This window comes from Aureispira sp. CCB-E, from assembly GCF_031326345.1.
Taxonomy (GTDB): Bacteria; Bacteroidota; Bacteroidia; order Chitinophagales; family Saprospiraceae; genus Aureispira.
The window spans coordinates 4,109,339-4,129,060 of sequence record NZ_CP133671.1; the positions used below are offsets into that span (position 1 = coordinate 4,109,339).

Annotated in this window: 20 protein-coding genes; 14 read left to right on the forward strand and 6 right to left on the reverse strand. The window is 34.3% G+C overall.

Features of this window, described 5'->3' with window-relative positions:
* Window positions 1–76: 76 nt before the first annotated feature.
* The 5 genes from QP953_RS15925 (at window position 77) to QP953_RS15945 (ending at window position 4,007) form a co-directional block, all read left to right on the forward strand.
* The gene (locus QP953_RS15925) at window positions 77–1,159 is read left to right on the forward strand and encodes an AAA family ATPase (protein WP_052593268.1); all 1,083 of its coding nucleotides are present in this window, start codon (window positions 77–79) and stop codon (window positions 1,157–1,159) included.
* Window positions 1,160–1,262: 103 nt separating this feature from the next.
* Complete coding sequence (locus tag QP953_RS15930) at window positions 1,263–2,246, forward strand: PEP/pyruvate-binding domain-containing protein (protein ID WP_052593270.1); 984 nt, start codon at window positions 1,263–1,265, stop codon at window positions 2,244–2,246.
* A gap of 317 nt (window positions 2,247–2,563) precedes the next feature.
* On the forward strand, window positions 2,564–2,986 hold the full coding sequence (locus tag QP953_RS15935; RefSeq protein WP_309551755.1) for a hypothetical protein: 423 nt from the start codon (window positions 2,564–2,566) through the stop codon (window positions 2,984–2,986).
* An 88-nt stretch (window positions 2,987–3,074) separates the two neighbouring features.
* Entirely contained in the window at window positions 3,075–3,506 is a 432-nt protein-coding gene (locus QP953_RS15940; protein ID WP_197043776.1) for a ferritin-like domain-containing protein, read from the forward strand.
* Window positions 3,507–3,605: 99 nt separating this feature from the next.
* Complete coding sequence (locus QP953_RS15945) at window positions 3,606–4,007, forward strand: hypothetical protein (RefSeq protein ID WP_052593276.1); 402 nt, start codon at window positions 3,606–3,608, stop codon at window positions 4,005–4,007.
* A 289-nt stretch (window positions 4,008–4,296) separates the two neighbouring features.
* Here the strand turns inward: QP953_RS15945 and purE are convergent, their stop codons facing one another.
* Together purE and QP953_RS15955 are read right to left on the reverse strand one after the other, a co-directional pair.
* Window positions 4,297–4,803: a 5-(carboxyamino)imidazole ribonucleotide mutase gene (gene purE, locus QP953_RS15950; RefSeq protein ID WP_309551756.1), complete on the reverse strand. Its 507-nt coding sequence runs from the start codon at window positions 4,801–4,803 to the stop codon at window positions 4,297–4,299.
* Complete coding sequence (locus QP953_RS15955) at window positions 4,793–5,881, reverse strand: 5-(carboxyamino)imidazole ribonucleotide synthase (protein ID WP_052593402.1); 1,089 nt, start codon at window positions 5,879–5,881, stop codon at window positions 4,793–4,795. The genes purE and QP953_RS15955 overlap by 11 nt, the downstream gene beginning before the upstream one ends.
* Before the next feature lie 392 nt (window positions 5,882–6,273).
* On the opposite strand from QP953_RS15955, the gene QP953_RS15960 reads away from it, so the two are divergent.
* From QP953_RS15960 to QP953_RS15975, 4 genes are all read left to right on the forward strand, one after another.
* Window positions 6,274–6,702 carry a hypothetical protein gene (locus tag QP953_RS15960; protein WP_309551757.1) on the forward strand — a complete coding sequence of 143 codons (429 nt, stop codon included), beginning with the start codon at window positions 6,274–6,276 and terminating at the stop codon, window positions 6,700–6,702.
* Window positions 6,703–6,977: 275 nt separating this feature from the next.
* Window positions 6,978–7,370: a hypothetical protein gene (locus QP953_RS15965; RefSeq protein WP_052593281.1), complete on the forward strand. Its 393-nt coding sequence runs from the start codon at window positions 6,978–6,980 to the stop codon at window positions 7,368–7,370.
* 208 nt (window positions 7,371–7,578) lie between these two features.
* Window positions 7,579–8,427 (forward strand): hypothetical protein, encoded by an 849-nt coding sequence (locus QP953_RS15970; RefSeq protein WP_309551759.1) that lies wholly within the window; start codon window positions 7,579–7,581, stop codon window positions 8,425–8,427.
* 88 nt (window positions 8,428–8,515) lie between these two features.
* Window positions 8,516–11,437, forward strand: coding sequence for a CHAT domain-containing protein (locus tag QP953_RS15975; protein WP_309551760.1), 2,922 nt, complete (start codon window positions 8,516–8,518; stop codon window positions 11,435–11,437).
* Between the two features lie 35 nt (window positions 11,438–11,472).
* Here QP953_RS15975 and QP953_RS15980 read toward each other — a convergent pair whose 3' ends face one another.
* Both QP953_RS15980 and QP953_RS15985 read right to left on the reverse strand, forming a co-directional pair.
* Window positions 11,473–12,969, reverse strand: coding sequence for a sodium/proline symporter (locus QP953_RS15980; protein WP_309551762.1), 1,497 nt, complete (start codon window positions 12,967–12,969; stop codon window positions 11,473–11,475).
* Window positions 12,970–13,062: 93 nt separating this feature from the next.
* Window positions 13,063–14,448: an aminotransferase class V-fold PLP-dependent enzyme gene (locus QP953_RS15985; protein WP_309551764.1), complete on the reverse strand. Its 1,386-nt coding sequence runs from the start codon at window positions 14,446–14,448 to the stop codon at window positions 13,063–13,065.
* Between the two features lie 161 nt (window positions 14,449–14,609).
* On the opposite strand from QP953_RS15985, the gene QP953_RS15990 reads away from it, so the two are divergent.
* Together QP953_RS15990 and QP953_RS15995 are read left to right on the forward strand one after the other, a co-directional pair.
* A complete protein-coding gene (locus QP953_RS15990) occupies window positions 14,610–15,146 on the forward strand; it encodes a cysteine dioxygenase family protein (RefSeq protein WP_309551766.1) in 537 nt (178 codons plus the stop codon).
* Between the two features lie 164 nt (window positions 15,147–15,310).
* Entirely contained in the window at window positions 15,311–15,787 is a 477-nt protein-coding gene (locus QP953_RS15995; protein ID WP_052593294.1) for an Lrp/AsnC family transcriptional regulator, read from the forward strand.
* A 260-nt stretch (window positions 15,788–16,047) separates the two neighbouring features.
* Here QP953_RS15995 and QP953_RS16000 read toward each other — a convergent pair whose 3' ends face one another.
* Window positions 16,048–16,359 carry a monooxygenase gene (locus tag QP953_RS16000; RefSeq protein WP_309551768.1) on the reverse strand — a complete coding sequence of 104 codons (312 nt, stop codon included), beginning with the start codon at window positions 16,357–16,359 and terminating at the stop codon, window positions 16,048–16,050.
* An 11-nt stretch (window positions 16,360–16,370) separates the two neighbouring features.
* The gene (locus QP953_RS16005; protein ID WP_309551770.1) at window positions 16,371–16,760 is read right to left on the reverse strand and encodes a hypothetical protein; all 390 of its coding nucleotides are present in this window, start codon (window positions 16,758–16,760) and stop codon (window positions 16,371–16,373) included.
* Between the two features lie 109 nt (window positions 16,761–16,869).
* On the opposite strand from QP953_RS16005, the gene QP953_RS16010 reads away from it, so the two are divergent.
* From QP953_RS16010 to QP953_RS16020, 3 genes are all read left to right on the forward strand, one after another.
* The gene (locus tag QP953_RS16010) at window positions 16,870–17,229 is read left to right on the forward strand and encodes a helix-turn-helix domain-containing protein (protein WP_052593300.1); all 360 of its coding nucleotides are present in this window, start codon (window positions 16,870–16,872) and stop codon (window positions 17,227–17,229) included.
* A 61-nt stretch (window positions 17,230–17,290) separates the two neighbouring features.
* Window positions 17,291–18,022 (forward strand): hypothetical protein, encoded by a 732-nt coding sequence (locus QP953_RS16015; protein ID WP_309551772.1) that lies wholly within the window; start codon window positions 17,291–17,293, stop codon window positions 18,020–18,022.
* A gap of 40 nt (window positions 18,023–18,062) precedes the next feature.
* Window positions 18,063–19,073, forward strand: coding sequence for an ADP-ribosylglycohydrolase family protein (locus QP953_RS16020; protein WP_309551773.1), 1,011 nt, complete (start codon window positions 18,063–18,065; stop codon window positions 19,071–19,073).
* Window positions 19,074–19,722: the final 649 nt, after the last annotated feature.

The window sequence follows — 19,722 nt, forward strand, 5'->3', positions numbered from 1 at the left end:
TAGTATGAAAAATTTTGGTATTGCTTAATTTTCACAAAAAATTGCTCTACAAATAACAAAACACAATTATACAAGAATGTCAGAAACGCTGTTAAAATATCACGCAGAACAGGAATACGCAAAAGAATTAGAAGCATTAGCTAAACACGATAAGTTTCCTAAACCAGCGAATTGGAAACTATCTCCATGGGCAGTTGTTACGTATATTATAGGTGGAGAATTAGAAGATGGGACTATCATCAATCCTAAATATTTTGGTAAAAGGCGTGTTATAGAAATTGCTGTCGCTACCTTGGTAACAGATCGTGCGTTATTGCTTATGGGAGTTCCTGGAACTGCTAAAACTTGGGTTGCAGAACATCTTTCAGCAGCTATTTCAGGAACTTCCACATTGTTAGTTCAAGGAACTGCGGGGATTAATGAAGACACCCTTCGCTATAGTTGGAATTATGCTAGCCTTTTGGCTAAAGGACCTTCTGAAGAAGCTTTAGTTCCTTCACCTATTATGTTAGCAATGCAACAAGGAAAGTTAGCAAGAGTTGAGGAGTTAACTAGAATTCCCTCTGATGTTCAAGATACTTTGATTACCATACTCTCTGAAAAAACACTTCCTATCCCTGAGTTAAACATAGAGGTTCAAGCTCAAAAAGGGTTTAATGTTATTGCAACCGCAAATGATAGAGACAAAGGAGTCAATGAACTTTCTAGCGCTTTAAAACGTCGTTTCAATACAGTTGTTCTCCCCTTACCTTCTTCTTTGGAGGAAGAGGTTAACATTGTTAAAACACGTGTAGATCAATTGGGTAAAAACCTAGATATACCTGCTGAATTAGCTCCAATCAAAGAAATTGAACGCTTGGTTACGATGTTTAAGGAATTAAGAGATGGGAAGACAATTGATGGCAAAACAAAATTAAAGATGCCTACCTCTACCCTTAGTACTGCTGAAGCTATTTCTGTTATTAATAGTGGTCAAGCTCTAGCCGCACATTTTGGTGACGGAACGATAAAAGCTAGGGATTTAGCGGCAAGTATTATTGGAGCAGTAGTAAAAGATCCTGCACAAGACAGCGAAATTTGGAAAGAATACCTTGAAACAGTTGTCAAAGAAAGAAAAGAATGGTCTGATTTATATAGAGCATTCAAGGAATTGGATTAAATTATAAGGCTCAAATTAACATTGCTTTTTGAGCGATTCACAGTTCGTTATCAATAGAGTATATTTTTATTGCTTAATTCCTTAAACTAAAAGTATCCTAATTATGCGCTTATTTTTTTCTATCATCTTAGTATACTTCTTTTTAGCAAGATTGCAAGCTCAGTCAGGTTATGCTAAACCCGATTTTGCTGTTCAATACATTTCTTATTTTGGAATCGGTTCAGCATCTGTTCAAAAATCTGCTATTATAGGACACAACGCGGCTAATTATGCGCTCATGCAGCAGGCTTTGCCTAAGTGGACAGATCAAGGACTTGGCATTCCTGTTTATTTTTATCAAAAGACCATAGAAGATTGTGGTGCGGATTTACTAATTCAAAAATTAGAAAAAGAATACAATGTATTGGAAGAAAAGGAATTGGCAAAACGGCTTCAAAAAATAAGAGAAACGATACTAGTTGCCGACATTCCTAAAGGGCTGAGCAATCAACTAAAAAATGCTATTCAAGAATTTTATAAAGGAAAAAAAATTAGGATTAGTAGTTCTCCAAACTATTATAGCTCTATCAAAACATTTTCTATTTCGACCTCTCTTGAAGATCTCTCACCTAGTATTACACAAGTCTATGCTTCTTTTTGGAAATTAGAAGCTGTAAAAGAGCGATTTAAAAATAAAGAGAACAAACAATTTGCTTTGGGGTTGCTAATCACTCAAGGTTTTGAATATGGTTATGCAATTGGACGAGTCCAAACAGATTATAGTGGGCAATTTCCATCTATCCACATTATGAGTAAACGAGAATCTTCTACTGAGCGTATTGGTTTTCCTAGATTTGATAGTAAATGGTATCGCACCTATGAGAAAGCAAAAAAAGCAGCTGTCTTTGTTGATAATGCTTCTCTAACGCCTACTGTTCGTGATTTGCAACAGGCGACAATTGTTTTAGATCCAATTTTGAGAGCAGGAAAAGATAAGAAGTTATCTGATAAAAACTATAATACGGTATTTACATTTATAATAAAAAAACTAAATGGGAAGTTTCAATTGAAATTACAACAACCTGAATTACAACTAACTCATCAATAGTTTTCTCTCACCTTTTTAGCTCTTACTTTTTTGCTATTTCTAAAAAAAAATAGCTTCCAGTGAACTTTTTTCTATTTCTTCCTGTTTATATAAAAGACTGCCTTATCTAAAGTAGTCCTTAAAACACATCTAATAATTGTCTCAACATTCACGATTTGCTAGAAAAAAAGAAAGATAACACACACACACCACCTCTTTTTAAGAAAGATGAAAATCAAATATGTGCAGCATATTTGAATACGTGAGTTACTTCTACTTTTAGCAAAATACAGACCAAGGACGGTTCTCCCCCTACCAATTTTAATGCAGGACCACCTTTGAATACCTCTAATCAAAAAGCATGTTCTGCTGCTCGTGTATCAGAAAAACCTTTTTTCCCAACTAAAACTTTACTTTATGTTTTAGTTCACATTGATCATTTGCCTCAACACTTGAAATTAGTGGGTAAGATTGCCCGATTATTAGAATCAAGTATTTTAGTGGTTTATTTTTCTGATAAAAATGAAGTAGATCAAGAGGCATTTCAAGCAATTCAGCAGGAAATCAAATCAATGAGTAATTATTCAAAGATTAAGTTTTCATTTTTTGAAAATACAGCTCATCCCTGTACTGAAATACAAAAAATAAAAGAGGAAAAAGACATCTGTGCATTGGCTTTCCCTTCTGAAAAGGAATTTTTGACAAGTTCTATTTTTAGTAATCCAAAACTGCATACAAGCATTCCAGTTTTTGCACTTTAGTCCCTAAACCTTACCCTCTTCTCATCACTTTTTTGATAACTAAAAAAATATTAAAATGATCAGTAGTGCAACAATATCAACAAGCCCTATGACAAAGAAACTAAACGTTCTATTAGCAACTTATAAAATATATGCGCACAAGCTTTTAAATTATCAATGGCTCATTCAATCCTCTAAACATCCTGAACTAAATGAAGAGTTAGATATTTATTGTGAAGAAGCCGAGCGGCAAATTGAATCTATTATCGACCAAATTATTAGTCTTGGAGGGATGCCTCTAGGATCTTGGGCTAAATGGCAACGAGCTTCTGATATTAAGTTTAAAATTCCTAATAGGGATTTCCGAACTATCTTGCAAGGGGTTATTGATGATAGTAAAACGATTCGATCTAGTGCAAGAAATTTAGAAAATCAAGCCGAAAAGAACAAACAATTGGCAACGGCTCAATTAGCACAACAAATACAGGCACAATTAGCTAGTAGAATTAGTGATGTGCAAAACAAACTTCACTTGATCTAAATTTGGACCTTCTTGCACACCATTCAATATGGTAATTGGTAACTATCAATTACTTCCTTATAAACAGGTTATCTCCCAACCTAGACAAAAAGAAAAAAAATGAAAAAGAAAAAAGTAGATTTTTATAAAAAAATAACCAACTGGGCAAATAATAAAGGTTTTAGAAATATTAAGGCTAATACAGAAGGATTTGAAACTCCTCGTAGCTTTACAAAAAAAGATTCTGAAGAAGAAGAAATAATTCCTGATATTACAGCAACTAGTTTTGGTTCAAAGTATTATTTTGAAATCGTAACGAAACCCACTCAAAATAAAATAAAACAAAACCTAATTTCAAAATGGAAATTATTAAGCCTTTTAGCAGAACGAAAAGGCGGTAAATTATATCTATTTGCCCCCCATGGTAATAAGAGCTTTACTCAAAATATTATGAGTAAATATAAAATTAAAGCAAAGTTCATTTCTTTGCCAAAACTAAAAATGCCTAAAGCTGCTGTATAAAAAAGCACAGTATATTGTTCTATACAGTTATCACAAGAGCCTTTTCGATTTTCGAAAAGGCTCTTTTTTTGTAAAGCCTCTACTCTATCGGCAAAGTTATTTTTACAGACACAACATATTAAAAAAAACACCACATATTTTTAAAAAAAACTTCCGGTATTTTAACGTATGAGTAAAATTAAACTCTAAAAAAGTATCTATTTCAAAAAAATGCGTGAAGTCATTAGATCAACTCAACGCATTTTTTTGAGCTATGATTTTTTAGCTCAATCACGAATTAATGAGAGCACTATTTCCACCCATTTTCAGCAACATCATCTACAGATTTCAGTACTTTATTCGTCAATTGTTTTTTGTATTCTAACATAAATTGAGCTACTTTATCATCGAAAGTACTAACAATTGAAGCAGCTAAAATACCTGCATTTTTTCCTCCATCTAATGCAACTGTAGCGACAGGGATTCCACCTGGCATTTGCAGAATAGATAAAATAGAATCCCATCCATCAATAGAGTTACTTGATTTTACAGGAACACCAATAACAGGAAGTGTGGTTAAAGAGGCAACCATTCCTGGCAAATGAGCGGCACCTCCTGCCCCTGCAACAATTACTTTAAGGCCACGTTCTCTTGCCGAAGTAGCGTAATCGATCATCCGCTGTGGTGTGCGGTGCGCAGAAACAATGGTTAACTCAAAAGGTATTTGGGCTTCTTCTAAAAATTCAGCTGCTGCCCTCATAACAGGCAAATCAGACTGACTTCCCATGATAATTCCAACTAAAGGTTTATTGCTCATCGGATACAAATTTTATAGTTTTTTTGACAAAATCAATTTTTTTAATTAATTGTTCCATGTCTTTATCTCTAACCGTGACATGCCCCATTTTTCGGAAAGGTCTCGTCATTTTTTTTCCGTATAAATGCAAGTGACAACCAGGAATATCCAAGACTTCTTTAAAACCTTTACAAACAGCAACTCCAGTGTGTCCCTCCTCTCCTAGTAGATTAATCATTGCAGATGATATAAACAATGAAGTATCACCTAATGGCCAATTGAGTATTGCTCTTAATTGTTGTTCAAACTGAGACGTCATGTTACTTTCTATAGATTGATGCCCACTGTTATGTGTTCTTGGTGCAATTTCATTAACCAAAACCTCTCCATTTTTAGTCACAAACATTTCAACAGCCAACAAACCTACGATTTCCAACTTTTTAGCTAAGTTCGTAGCAATTTCAACAGCCTTATCAGTTATATCTTCTCTGATTTGAGCTGGCGCCAAGAGATACTCTACCAAATTTGCTTCTGGATGAAAAACCAACTCTACAGGCGGAAATGCTTTTATAGCACCATCTTCATTTCTAGCAACAATAACCGAGATTTCTTTTTCAAAATCAATCAGCTTTTCTAATAATCCTGGCGCATCAAATCCTTTAGATATATCTTCTTTGGTACGCATTACTTGCACTCCTCTTCCATCGTAACCACCTTTTCCTATTTTATTAACCGCAGGCAAAAAATCTGCGTTCGCCTCAATTTCTTCCAAGTTTTCTGTCAAAATGAACTCTGCTGTTGGAATACCATTGTCCTTGTAAAACTGCTTTTGAATGCGCTTGTCTTGAATCATTTCAATGATATGAGGCTGAGGAAATACTTTTTTGCCTTCATCACTCAATTTTTGCAATGCTTTTGTATTCACCTGCTCAATCTCAATGGTAATCAAATCATGTTTGGCACCAAAATTATAAACTGTGTCAAAATCATTTAAGTCGCCAACTTCAAATTCCGCTGCATTTTCTTTGCAAGGAGCTTCTGGATTTGGATCCAATATTGCAACTTCTATATTAAAATCAATGGCAGATCGAATAAGCATGCGCCCTAATTGCCCCCCTCCTAGAATAGCTATTTTTTTCACTTTGATTTGCTTTAGTAGTTTGCTTGTTTAATTAATTTGTATACTGTATTTAATATTTTGTAACTTACTCAGAAATACATCTTGTATTTCTGGACTCCTTTTAAAGAACTTTAATTAACTCATAAACAATCCCTTAAATTTTATCAAACAAGTAATTTGCTTTCTTTTAAGCTAGTTTTCTTGCACGGAATCGCAATTTCATGCAAATATAGCCATATGTTTGGAAATTCATACGTTAATTTAAACGAATCCGTCTTCAATGAAAAAAAACAGGAATTAAGCCTATAAAAAGCACTTTTTTGACAGAAAAACAAAGTGTGAGTATTTTATTAAATGAGTAAAATTTTTCTATGAATAGATTGATATTTTTTTTGATTATTACATCCTTTATAAGTTGTGAAAAAACGACAGATTATAAAAGAATCATCCAAAACGATTCTGATTATGATATTTGGATTATCAACCCTTATTACAGAGCATTAGATAGTACTAATACTTTTACTGAATGTCGAGAAATTGTTTTGGACAGCATTGCTGTAGCAAGAAAAACTAGTTATGTCTTGGAGGTTGTCAATACCAATAGATCCGTTGACTTTCATGCAGACTGCCCTTTCATTTGTTTAGATACTTTAGAAACGAGAATTCATAACAGAGATTCTTTGAGATTAAATATAAACCTCTATCCTAGTGATTCTAACTGGGTTTATACTGTTTTTCAGGAAGGAGAAAAAGGAAGTTGTGAGTGTCGGTTAATTATTACTAATTCTAGCATAGAATAATAGGGATATTTTACTAACTGAGTAAAAATAAAAAACAAACAAGTAAGATACCATCTACAGCAAAAATATAAATTCAATGAGTGCCAATCATAAAAATCTAATTAACGTAAAAAAAACAATCAAAAAGTAGGGAAAGTTATTTTTCATTCGGTTTAATGTCTAAGTAAGTGTCAAGAAAATAATAAGTATTGACCAATTACTAAAAGTTCTATTATTAATAAAACACATTAGACTATTCTATTTAGAAAATTTTATAGTATAAAAAACTGCTTTTTATGAAAATTATATGCTTCTTTGTCCTTTTCTTCTTGTTGTTCAATTGTACCCCACCAAGTGTTACTTATGACCGAATCATTGAAAACAATTCGAGTTATGACATATGGGTAAATCCCCCCAACAACTGCTTTCAAGACAGTATTCTAATTCCAAGCAATACACATCGTATACTAGAAGGTACTATTGAGCGAAATGGTTCTGTTAATAATTTTAGAGATTGCCCCTCTATTTGTATAGATACAGCTGGTACGAGTATTAGTAATCACGACTCTTTGAGTTTAAATTTTGTTTTGGAACCTACTCACCCCAATTGGCAATACAGAGTTGTTCAACCTGGCGAATCTGGAAGTTGCGAATGTAGAATCACAATTACCGACGCTGACATTAACTGATTGCCGCTCCAATTTGTGATTTCGCATTTGATATTTAGCCTAATGCTTTTGATGCTATTTATATGTTACTAATTACCCCAAAAGTAATGACCTTTTTCAGCAAAAGTGATTAAGGGGTTCTTTATCAGATAAAAAATAATTATATTAGCTTTAAGATTCTTACCTCAACGCTGAAGAAGAAATTGGGGGTAAGCAATCAATCTAATCTGTGCCTCAAGGAAAAAGTTATATCTTTCTTACGATGTTTGAAGATGAGAAAGGCACTATAACTATCTACCAAACTGTCAATAAAAAAGAATTAGATCGCAAAGGGAAAGCTGTATCTAATGCTCTTTTCATCAGAGGGAATTTGCTAGAGTTGTCAGATGAAGACTTAACAGAAGAAAGAATCAAAGCAATAAGCATTGGGCAAGGAGATTTAAATATTCAATTCCAAGGAGCTGACTTTGAGAAAATAAAAGTATTCGGCAACTATACTGAAATAGGGTCTAGCGCAATTAAATCACTAAATTATACTGCTACAGAGGACTTTGGTTCGATGGGAAACAGCAAGATGGAAGTTAAAGGCAACGAAGTATACATCAATGGCGATCTCGGCACACGTAGTTATTACCAACTTAAGAGTATACTGCAAGAACATCCTAACCTAAAAACAGTTGTATTAGGCAATATTTCTGGCTCAGTAAACGATGCCGTTAATATGCACACGGGAAGGATACTCCGAGAAGCAGGTTTAAACACTAAAGTGCTGAGCGATAGCAAAATTGCATCTGGAGCTGTCGATTTATTTTGCGCTGGCGTAGAACGTATTGTAGAAAAAGGTGCCCAGTTAGGCATTCATTCTTGGTGTTGTATAGGCGATTTGACGGCTATTGAAATTCCCAAAGAACATCCTGCACATCAACATCAAATTGAGTACTTCACGATGTGCATGGGCTCTAGAAATGGTCCCGCTTTTTATTTCCATACCCTTGAAGCAGCTCCTTTTGATGGTGTTCACTGGATGACAGAACAAGAGATGAAAAAATGGAAAGTGGCTACTTATTTTTTAGAATGAGTGTGCTTTTTAGCTTCTTTTAACTCCCCAGTTAAGTTTCTCAAAAAGAAAAATAGAAAGCATTGTTTTAATCCTCAATATTTAATTTATGAACTCCTTCAACTATTTTTTCACCGCTATAGTGGCATTATTTCTGCACGTCAATGCTAGTCATGCGCAAACCATTCAGCAACCTTTGCAACTGAGCTATATAGAATTGGATAGTCTTTTGCCTACTTATTACAACAAAGGCACTTACAAAAAAGCAATTCCTATTGTACAAATAGCCATCAAGAAAGCGGAAAAAGATTTTGGTCGGCAAGATTCTGTGTTTGCCAATTACATTCAATGGGGAGGGCTTCTTTATACAAAAATCGGTCAACTAGATACTGCTCTCATGCTTAGCATTCAAGCTAAAAATATTCATGAAAAAATTTTTGGAAAAGAACATTTTAAGTTCGCTTTATCGCTCAACAATTTAGCTGCTTTATATTCAGAAATGGGAAACGTTGATTTAGCACTACCTCTTTTAATTCAAGCTAAGAATATTTGGGCAAAAGCACGAGGAACAGATCATCCAGATTTTGCCTATGCACTCAATAATTTGGCCCTCTTTCATTCTGATATGGGGAATTTTGACTTAGCGCTACCGCTCTTAATTCAAGCCAAAGATATTTTCAAAAAAGCCCTAGGAGAAGAACACTCTCAGTACGCTATGTCCCTCAATGGTCTTGCTTTTTTATATCAAAATATAGGAGATGTCGATTCAGCTCTGCCTCTTTTGCTTCAAGCTAAAAGTATTTTCAAAAAAACTTTAGGAGAAGAACACCCTGAATTTGCTGTATTTTTAAACAACTTGGCTAATCTATATTCAGAAATAGGTATTTTTGACTTGGCATTGCCTAGTTTAGTTCAAGCTACAAATATCTTTCAAAAAACGCTTGGAAAAGAACACTCAAAATTTGCACTTTCCCTTGATAATCTGGCTAATTTGCACTCTAGTATGGGAAATTTTGATTTGGCACTACCACTCCTTATTCAATCTAAAAATATTTTTCAAAAAACGCTTGGGAAAAAACATACTCGATTTAGTATGTCTCTTAATAATTTGGTGGATTTGTATCTCCAAATGGAAAATTTTGATTTGGCTTGGAAGGTGCTACAACAAGCTATGAATTCTAGTTTGGGCACTTCCCTAAAGCATACCTTCAGTCAAGAGTGGTCAGAAAATGTGATTGCAACATCTTTTCATTCCAATGAACACATTGATAACATGATTACTTCTTTAGAGCATGCCTATTGGTTCTTGGAAAAAGATACTAGAATTGAGCATCGTACATCCAAACAAATTATAGTGGCAGATTTAGCTTTTACTCTATTATCAAAAGCCAGAAATCGAGTTTTCAACGAAAAAGACAAATTGCGAATGCTCGCAAAAAGTGACGATTGGTTACAAAGAAGCCTGCATTTGCTATCCCCTTCAAAAGATAATGAAAGGGCATTTCATCTTAGCGACCAAAACAAATCGGTGCTACTTTTGCAAGCCACTAGGTCAGAAAATGCTTATCACTTGGGTGAACTACCCAAATCTCTTATCAGAATATCCAAAGAAATACTCCGAAAACAAAGCGAACTTCAAGCTAAGTTAATGGAAAAACGTTCTGCAAAAGAAAAAGATAGCCTTTTAAACGAATTAAATCAGATTAACCAAGAAATTAGTGATTTTGAAAAAATGCTTGAAGAAAAGTTTCCTAAATATCACAAATTAAAGTATCAGCCAAACGATGCCAAAGTCTCCGACATCCAATCGCTTTTAGATAAACATACGGCTTTATTACAGTATGTGATTAGCGACTCTTTGGTACACATTTTTTTAGTAGATAAACAAGAAGTACGTTGGGAAAAATCATTGATTAGTCGCTCCAAATTAAAAGAACAGATCAGCATTTTGCACAACTCCTTGAGTACGTATACCCCAATGACTCAAGAAGAACATGCTTACCAAAACTACACCCAAACCGCACATTGGTTTTATCAACACCTTATCGCTCCTGTATTACAAAATAAGCCTAACATTTGCAACTTAATCGTTGTTAGTGATGGAGAATTAGGGCATCTACCATTCGAAGTTTTTCTAAAAACTTCCGCTTCAAAAACGTTTATAGATTATCATAACCTTGATTATTTGGTGAATCATTATAACATTTCGTACAACCATTCTGCTGCTCTTTGGAGAGAGAACAAGGAAGCCCCTACTCCTATGAATAATGGTCAAATTTTAGCTGTTGCTGCCAATTATAACATTCGGCTATCTTCTAAAACAGCAAACACAAGACTCCCTTCAAATCAATTACTTAGAAAAGGACTACCTCCACTTCCTTCCGCCCGTAAGGAAGTAGAAACACTACAAAAACAATATCGAGGCTTTTTTGCTTTTGATAGCATTGCTTCTGAAAAAATAGTCAAGGAAAAAGCAAGTGAGTATGCCATTCTACATTTTGCGGTTCATGGAATTTTAGATAACAAAAGACCTGTTCTTTCTTCATTAGCATTTACAGAAGATAATGACAGCATAGAGTCTAATTTTTGGCAAGCACACGAAATATCAAAAATGCAGCTCAATGCCAATCTTGTAGTACTTTCTGCTTGTCAAACAGGTTATGGAAAGTTTGAAAAAGGAAATGGTGTAGCTTCTCTAGCCAGAGCGTTTATGTACGCAGGTGCTTCTGCTTTGATTGTTTCTCTTTGGCAAGTCAACGATTACATTACATCTGAAATTATGAAGAACTTATATAAAAATTTGGCAAACGGTATACCCAAAGACCAAGCACTTCGACAAGCTAAATTGCAATACATGGATTCGGTTGAAGGTTCTTTAGCCCATCCTTCCTTTTGGTCTCCTTTTATTATGATTGGAAATACCGCCCCTTTATCCATCAAAAAGAAAAACAACTTTACTTTTTATTGGGGTACTGGACTTCTAGGTTTACTGTTGGCTGCTGGGCTCTTCTTGGTAAAAAAATCGAAGTAACACAACAAGGTTCGTCCCTAATATTATCACTACAATTACCCCTCTTGTAATTCTTTTTTAGGGTATAATTTTGAAAAGAACCAGCCTACAATCATTGCTATTAAAAATGAAGGTGCCAAAACATCGAGTTTCTCAAAATAAGGCCCAATGCCAGCTATATTCGCAACTACAAACTTAAAAAATGGTACACAGAGGAAGCCCGTTATCATTGAAGCAATAGCCCCTGCCTCTGAGTACCCTTTCCAAAACAGAGACAAAATAATAACAGGACAAAAAGAAGCCGCTATCCCCGACCATCCAAATATAACCATCCAAAAAACAGTTCGATTAGGAGAATTAACAGCAATAACTAAAGCTATTATCAAAGCAAGAATAGCCATTAAGAAAGTTACTCTCCTTGATATTTTTGTCAATGCTTCATCAGGGATTTCAGGATTAAATATTTTTTGGTAGAAATCTCTAGTAATTGCACTAGAAGCAATAATTAGCAGAGAATCAATCGTGGACATTATCGCAGAAAGAACCACAGCAACATAAATTGCAACCAATACATAAGGCAAAAAGTTTTCTGTCATAATAGACAATACATCTTCCCCTGCATTTCCTAATACAAGTTCAGGATCTTGACCACTCTCCGTGAATAGTATTCTTGCTAAAATTCCAATTGTTACAGCCGCAGCATCTGTTAATAAGGTGAAAATTATTGCTACCCATTTTCCCTTATCTATCTCCGCTTCGTCCTTAATTGACATAAAACGAACGTATACTTGAGGAGATCCCAAAAAACCTAAGCCAATCATAGCAAAGCCCAGCATAGTAGCAACGTTCATCCAAACATCATCGCTTGTCCCCCATATATTGGTCAAAGCAGGATCTATACTATTTAGGCTATTGATAATTCCTGCGCTCCCATCCATCGAAAAATAAACGACTACCGGTAGTAATAACAATCCAAAAAACATCAAAAGCCCTTGAAATAAATCCGACCATACTGCTGCTACAAATCCTCCAATAAAGATATAAGTCAATACAATAAAGAAACCAAGAATTGCTCCTGTGTAATAGTTCATACCGAGCATCGACTCAAACGCTTTCCCTGTGACATCTATTTGAGAGCTCACGTAGATGATAACAAAAATTGAAAGAATTGTTGAGGCTAAAACTCGAAGTGTTTTTGTTTTTGCTTTAAAATGTTCCTCCAAATAATCAGGAATTGTAATTGCGTGATAGGCATCTGTTTTCCTTTTAAATCGTTTGGCCATCAAACCCCAAGATATTGCTACACCCAAAACTTCTCCAACAACGACCCAATAAGTCGATAAACCAGAAATAGCTCCCATTCCTGTCAAACCTATCAATAGCCACCCTGACTCGCCTGTTGCTCTAGCTGAAAAAGCAACCGCCCAAAATCCCATATTTTTTCCACCTACATAAAAATCACTCATACTTTTCACTCTGCGAGAGGCAAAGTATCCAATAAGAAATAAAATAATGACATAAAGCCCTAAGGCTATCAATTTAGAAATTTCCATAAGTTGAGTTATTTATTGGTGAAAGCAATTGTTGAAAATATTTTATTTTTTGTCTAAATACTCCAACAATTGCTTAATAGGATTTCACTAAAATTAAGTTGTTGCCTCCAAACTGAATAAATTGTGATTGACGGCTACAAATTGCTCTAGTTTCTCAAAGAAATTTAAAATATCTTGATGGTCATTTTGAGCATTAATTGTTACTAATCGTATAAACTCATCTCCTTGAAAAGTACCATAACCTACTAGTAACTCTGAGTGTTCGTACAATAACGTACAAATATCACGCGCAGGAATTCCCTTATAGTTAAAACAAATAGCAATCGAATTGTCATAACTATACATTTCGTAATCTTTATGATTACGAACATATTCACGAGCGGTATCTGCCAAGGCAAACTGATGATCTACAATTTTCTCTAAACCTGATGTTCCTACGCTTTTCCAAAGCGTCCAGAATTTTAGAGCATCGTTTCTTCGTCCGCATTGTAAAGACGTTTTTCCTAAATTAAATTCATCGTGATCTGTTTGATACAAATAACTAGCATCATTAGAGAAAGAATTGTATAGGTGCTTTTTATCTTTTGCAACTATAATGGAGCAAGACAATGGAGTGCCTATCATTTTATGTGCATTAAAACTAAACGAATCAACCAATTCGATTCCATCGATCAAATGCCTATACTTTTTGCTAAACAAGGTAGAGCCGCAGTACGCTCCATCAACGTGAAGCCACATATTATATTTTTTGCAAATTTCGCTCACAGGGCGAATTGGGTCAAAAGCTCCCAACACAGTAGTACCAGCAGTTAGGTTTACCATAATTGGGATGCCTCCATTTTGCACATCTTGCTCTATTTGTTCTTTCAAGCTAGTAACATCTAGTTCTCCTTTTTCGTTGGTAGGAATATAGCGAACATTGTCTCGACCTATCCCACAGAAAGCTGCGTTTTTAGGAATGCTATAATGCGATTCTTTTGAGGTATAAACCATCATTTTTTGTTGAACACCTTGATATTTCACAGTAGCAATGGCTGCATCTCTAGCCATCAACATAGACATAAAATTAGTCATAGACCCTCCTGGCACTAGAGTGCCGTCTGCATTTTTGTCCCAACCTATCATATCGCACACTTCTCTTAAGATAACCTTTTCTACCCCAATCTGTGGACCAGCCGCTTTATAAGTATACATGCTGTTATTCAAAATCACAGATAGCAATTCTCCTAAAATAGCTTTGTCATTTCTACCACCAAACAATTGATTAAAAAAGCCATTCGTTGCCGTTCTTGGCGAAGCAAAAACCAACTCCTTTACTATTTTTTCAAATTCATCTTCATCCAAAGGAGTATCCTTAAGCGATAAATCAAGTGTCTTAAATAGTTCAGAAGATGGGATATATTGAGTGACAGGATTTTCCTTTTCGTCCTTCAAGAGGTCATTTGTTATTCTTTGAAATAAATCAAGTGTATTTTTCATCAGAAAAAAGTTTAAATCACTAAAAAATTAAGTTTTTTTAGTGAAAATCAATTTAACTATTATTTTAGATTGGCAAATTTAGAAAAAATATCTGTTTTTTTTGCTATTTTTGGCGAAATGCAACTTTTAGTCAGCTACAAAAAAATTACAACTAATTTAATATGAATCATATCACTACTATTGCACAACTAACCCAAATTTTAGATCAAGCTTCTCCTGCTGAATGTTCAAAAATCATGAAAAGAATCAGGATAGATACCTCTGAATTGGAACATTGTGCAACATGGTCTGATCAATCTTACACCCGAAATTGTTTGGCTAGAAATAAAAAATATGAGTTAATTCTATTGTGTTGGGATATTGGAGCCAAAACACCAATACACGACCACGGTGGGAAAGATTGTTGGGTCTATCAAATACAAGGAACAATACAAGAAACTCGATACCAAGCATTCAATTTACGATTAAAAGAAACCCATCAGATGACATTATCTGCTCAAAAACTAACCTATATGAATGACAGCATGGGATATCATGCTCTAGAAAACATTGCCAACCAACGAGCAATGACACTTCACATCTATGTATCCCCGATTGATGTTTGCGAAGTATTTAATACACAAAAAGGTTGCTTTGAAACAAAAAAAATGTCTTACCATACCCATCAAGAAAAGAACACGAGTATGTTAGTTTCTTAAACAAATATTTTGTCTTTAGATTGCAAAACATTCTCTACTCACTTGCCTAATTTTTTTTCTTTTTGATTACCTTTAATAGTCGTTTGCAGTTTAAATAGTGATTTTCTACTGAAACTCAGACAAGTTTTACGGATTGTTCATCTAAAGAAAATATTTTACTATTAATGAATCAGATTGATTTAAAAATTCTTGATATGCTTCAAAGCAATTCTGGTAGAACAGCCAAAGAAATGGCAACAGAATTGTCTTTAACCACTACTCCCGTTTACGAACGCATCAAGAAATTAGAAAAAGCAGGATATATTAAACAATATGTTGCTTTGCTGAATACAGATTTGCTTCATAAAAACATTATTGTTTTTATGAACATCACTATCAAAGACCATTATAAAGAAGTACGAGATAAGTTCGTAAAAAGTATGGAATCTCTAGATGAAGTATCTGAGTTTTATCACACATCGGGAAGTTTTGACTTTTTGGCTAAAGTGAGGTTTGCAAATATTAAAGAGTATAGAGATTTTTTAGTCAATGAAGTTGCAGCTATTCGAAACATCAGCGACATTGATAGCCAAATTGTTTTAGAAGAAATCAAGTACTCGACAAAAGTCAAACTTAGCGGTTTGAACAAAGAAAAAGAATAGAAATTGGCAATTATCAATTGATTGAAAGTGGTTCAAGGTTGTTCTTGAGCCACTTTTTTTTTAACAGTTGTTTCAGCAATGTTCCCTAGACTCTAGAAATACTTGCTTCATATTCAATCTAGAAAAAGAAAATAAAACCCGAAAATAAAACAACAAGGTGCTAGGAGCCTAACTCCCAACACCGTTTTAATTCTAACCATAATACAGTCCTTTTTTACTACAAAGCTATTTGCGACTAAGTACTGTAATTATCGGTCTGTTCATTCTATCGGTGCATGATTGATCTTACTCAAATCTTCCAAAATATCAAAGGTATATTCTGTAATATCAGTTATACCAATGGCATTTAATCTTTTGATATGCATCTCTTTGTACTTAGTTAAATAATCTAAATTTTTGAACAAATAAGTTGACCCATAATGACTTGTCCCTTCTTCATGCGTCCATATTTTCCAAATAATACCTTCTTCTTTTGCTATACTCTCTGCCAACTGCTTGTTGCCTTCTATGAATTCTTCCGTTATTGGACCATTATATTTCAAATGTAAATCCCAAATTTTCTGTTTACTCATTGTATTAATTTTTAATTGTTTGGTTGTTGATTTCGTCTCAGATTGATAAAACACAGAATAGAGAAAAAACTAAAAAATGCAGGGTCCGACCATCCAAGTCCATAAAAAACGCCTATGTACACAGCATAAAGCGTTATTACGACTCCTAAAATATTTGTCCATAACAATCCTGTTAAGATCTTCTTTGCATAAACGCTTTTTTCTTCTACATCCCTAAATAAAAAAGAGATTGCTGCAATTCCCATTAAGAAAATGGTTGTATGCTGAGATAGGAAAACGCTATACTCATCATTCAGTTGAAGGCCATAGTAAGGCCATAATAAATTAGGAATACAAAATAAACCCAATCCAAAAATTGCGTAAACCATTCCATGAATGGTCAAAAATGTTTTGTTGCTCATGATTCTTTTTTTTAATTTATAGTTCAAATGTAGATCAAATAGTTTACTTTTGATACTAACTTAAAAAAAACTACTAGTTTCCTTTAGGAAACTAATAATCAATATTATAATGAGAATTAAGCAACACGATGATCTATCACAGGAGTGTGTCCGAGATTTAAAAGCTATTAAGGATACCATGGAATTACTTTCAGGCAAATGGAAAATACAAATCATAGGAGCATTGATACGCAGTGGTACACTGAGATTTATGCAGTTGAAAAGAATTTTGGATGGGATTGCTCCTAAAAAATTATCCAATGACCTACAGGAGCTTGAAATGAACAAACTAATTTCTCGCACTGTAAAAGATACCAAACCTATTACGGTTGAATATGCCATTACAGAACATGGAAAGACCTTAAATAATTTAATAGTAGAAATTATTGACTGGGGAATACATCATCGAAAAGAGATTTTCAAGAAATAAAATGCCTCCTATTCTTCTATTTAATCCAAAATCAACCATTAGTTTCATAACCTAATTACATATGAAATACTATTCTAGTATAGTTTTACTTCTTTTTATAAATGCACAAGTATTAGCCCAAGTAGCCTTTGAAAATATAGACAATGTAAAGGACACAACATTCTATCCTTATGATTCGACCAACAACTATCCTACTTTAAAAAATATTCGGTCATTTAAAGGACAAACACTTCTCGTGGCCAAAGTTCAACCCACATATTTTAGTATTCATTTAAGAACACGATTGCCTTCTAACAACATCAATCCGCCAACTAAAAAAACAGCAAAAAAGAACAAAACACAAACTACAGAAACCTACTTTCCTCATCCTTATGAGTTTAGCAATTCCTCTAATAAAGATAGCTTGTTAGGGCATTATTTCTATGTTCAAGATGTTGTGAAAAGGCAGTCTTCTTATTTCTTTAAATTGTTGGACAAAAAACGAGGTGCAACTGTTTATTTTAAATTTAACCCAACAGCACCAAATCCTTTTCCTTTTTTAACCTTAGGTTTTTATGAGAAAGAAAAATCTAAAATTGGTCAATCATTTTTTGCTCATAAAATAGACTTGACAAATATTATAACCAAAGAAACAGTTACTCTATTTAGTGAATACCTAGTCATTGATAGGATTGTGGTTGACAAAACTTCTTATACTTATTATTACATCATAAAAGATAAAAAAGGAATTTATTATAAAATAATAGGTTCTGACTTTGACGAAGTCAATAAATACGCTTTCAAAGTAGATTAAATCATTCCTCCATCTATTTATTAAAAAAAACCAACATCCCATGCAAAAATCTAGTTCAATCAGAGGTAGCTTATTCGGTATGGCTATCGGAGATGGCTATGGCTACCCTACAGAATTTCTTACCATAGAAGAAATTACAGCAAGATGGCCGCCCAATGGACCAAAAGAACCAGAAGGTAATCCTATTTTAGTCACAGACGACACTCAAATGGCTATTGCAGTGGCTAAAGCACTTATCGAAGCCGAAAAAGAAGCTTATTCTCCCGAATCTCTAGAAAAGAGCCTCACGAAGTTCTATGTTGAATGGCTGAATGACCCACTAAATAACCGAGCACCAGGAATGACGTGCATCAGATCTTGCGAAAGGCTCGAGAAGGGAATTCATTGGCAAAAAGCAACCGACCTAAATTCCAAAGGTTGCGGCGCCAATATGAGAGTTATTCCTGTTGGCTTGCTAGCTGTAAAGGGGCTATCTGAAAAAGAGGTTGGAGCAATTGCTCAATTTCAATCCGCTCTTACCCACGCCCATCCTACCGCATTAGCTGCTTCTGAAATCACTGCTATTACAGTTTATAAATTATTCTATGGAGTTTCTCACAGTCAGTTGTTAGAAGAATTATTAGTCTATGCCGAGCGCCAAAAAACAGTTTATCATAAAAGTTACTTGAAGGAAATTTGGAATAGACCTCCTTTCAGAAATCCCAAAGAATTTATGACACTTGGTTGGGAACAAATTATTGCCGTTCTGTTAAACGTAAAATTAGGCGTTGAGAAAAATGACGTTACTGTCGATCCTTGTTTAATTAGTGGCGAAGGATGGGTTGCTGAAGAAGCTTTTGCTACAGCTTTGCTCTGTTTTTTATTGTATCCTACCGATCCTGCTAAGGCACTAAAAAGAGCTGTCGTTACTTCTGGTGATTCTGACTCCATAGCTTGTTTAACTGGGGCATTTAGTGGTGCTTACTGTGGAATTAAAGCTATTTCCCAAGAATGGGTTCAAAGAATTGAATACAAGGAAGAACTAGAGCAGATTGCTGATTTATATATATAAGCAAGTATGGCTGTATTTTACTTTTATAGTTGTTTAAAATTAACTAACATATGTTAGTGCAACCTTATATAATATCTAATACTTTTGAAAAATGATTTTACTATCAATGAATACGACCATTCGTCAAACTTCGCCAATCCAAAATCTCTAAAAACAATGTTTCAAAGATTTATTCCATCCCTTATTATCCTACATTTAACATCCTTTGGACTTGCGTTATACTCTCAAGCATCTGCTAATAGCCATTATTATGATGGGAGGTTTATAGGAATCATTTATTATGTTATAGCTATCTTTTGGTTGTTGTTATTTATTTTCAACAATCGGGGGCTTAAGGTTGACTATATGGCTATGATTAAGATGGGAACAATATTAGTTTCTTTGGTAGGCTGGGGTTATTATTTACGATCGTTGATGTGTATGAATTGTTTAAATAGCGGTTAAGGCATAATACATACCCGCATCTCCATCCATCGTCATATTCTGGACTATAACAATGAAGGACAACTTGTCAAGCATCAACATTATAAAAAGCCCCTTTCCAAAAATAGATTTACAGCTACATTCTACCGATACAATGAAGAAGGATTATTATCCTATTTCCTAGGAGACGACGCACACTACTATTTTAAATATAACCAAGACCAAG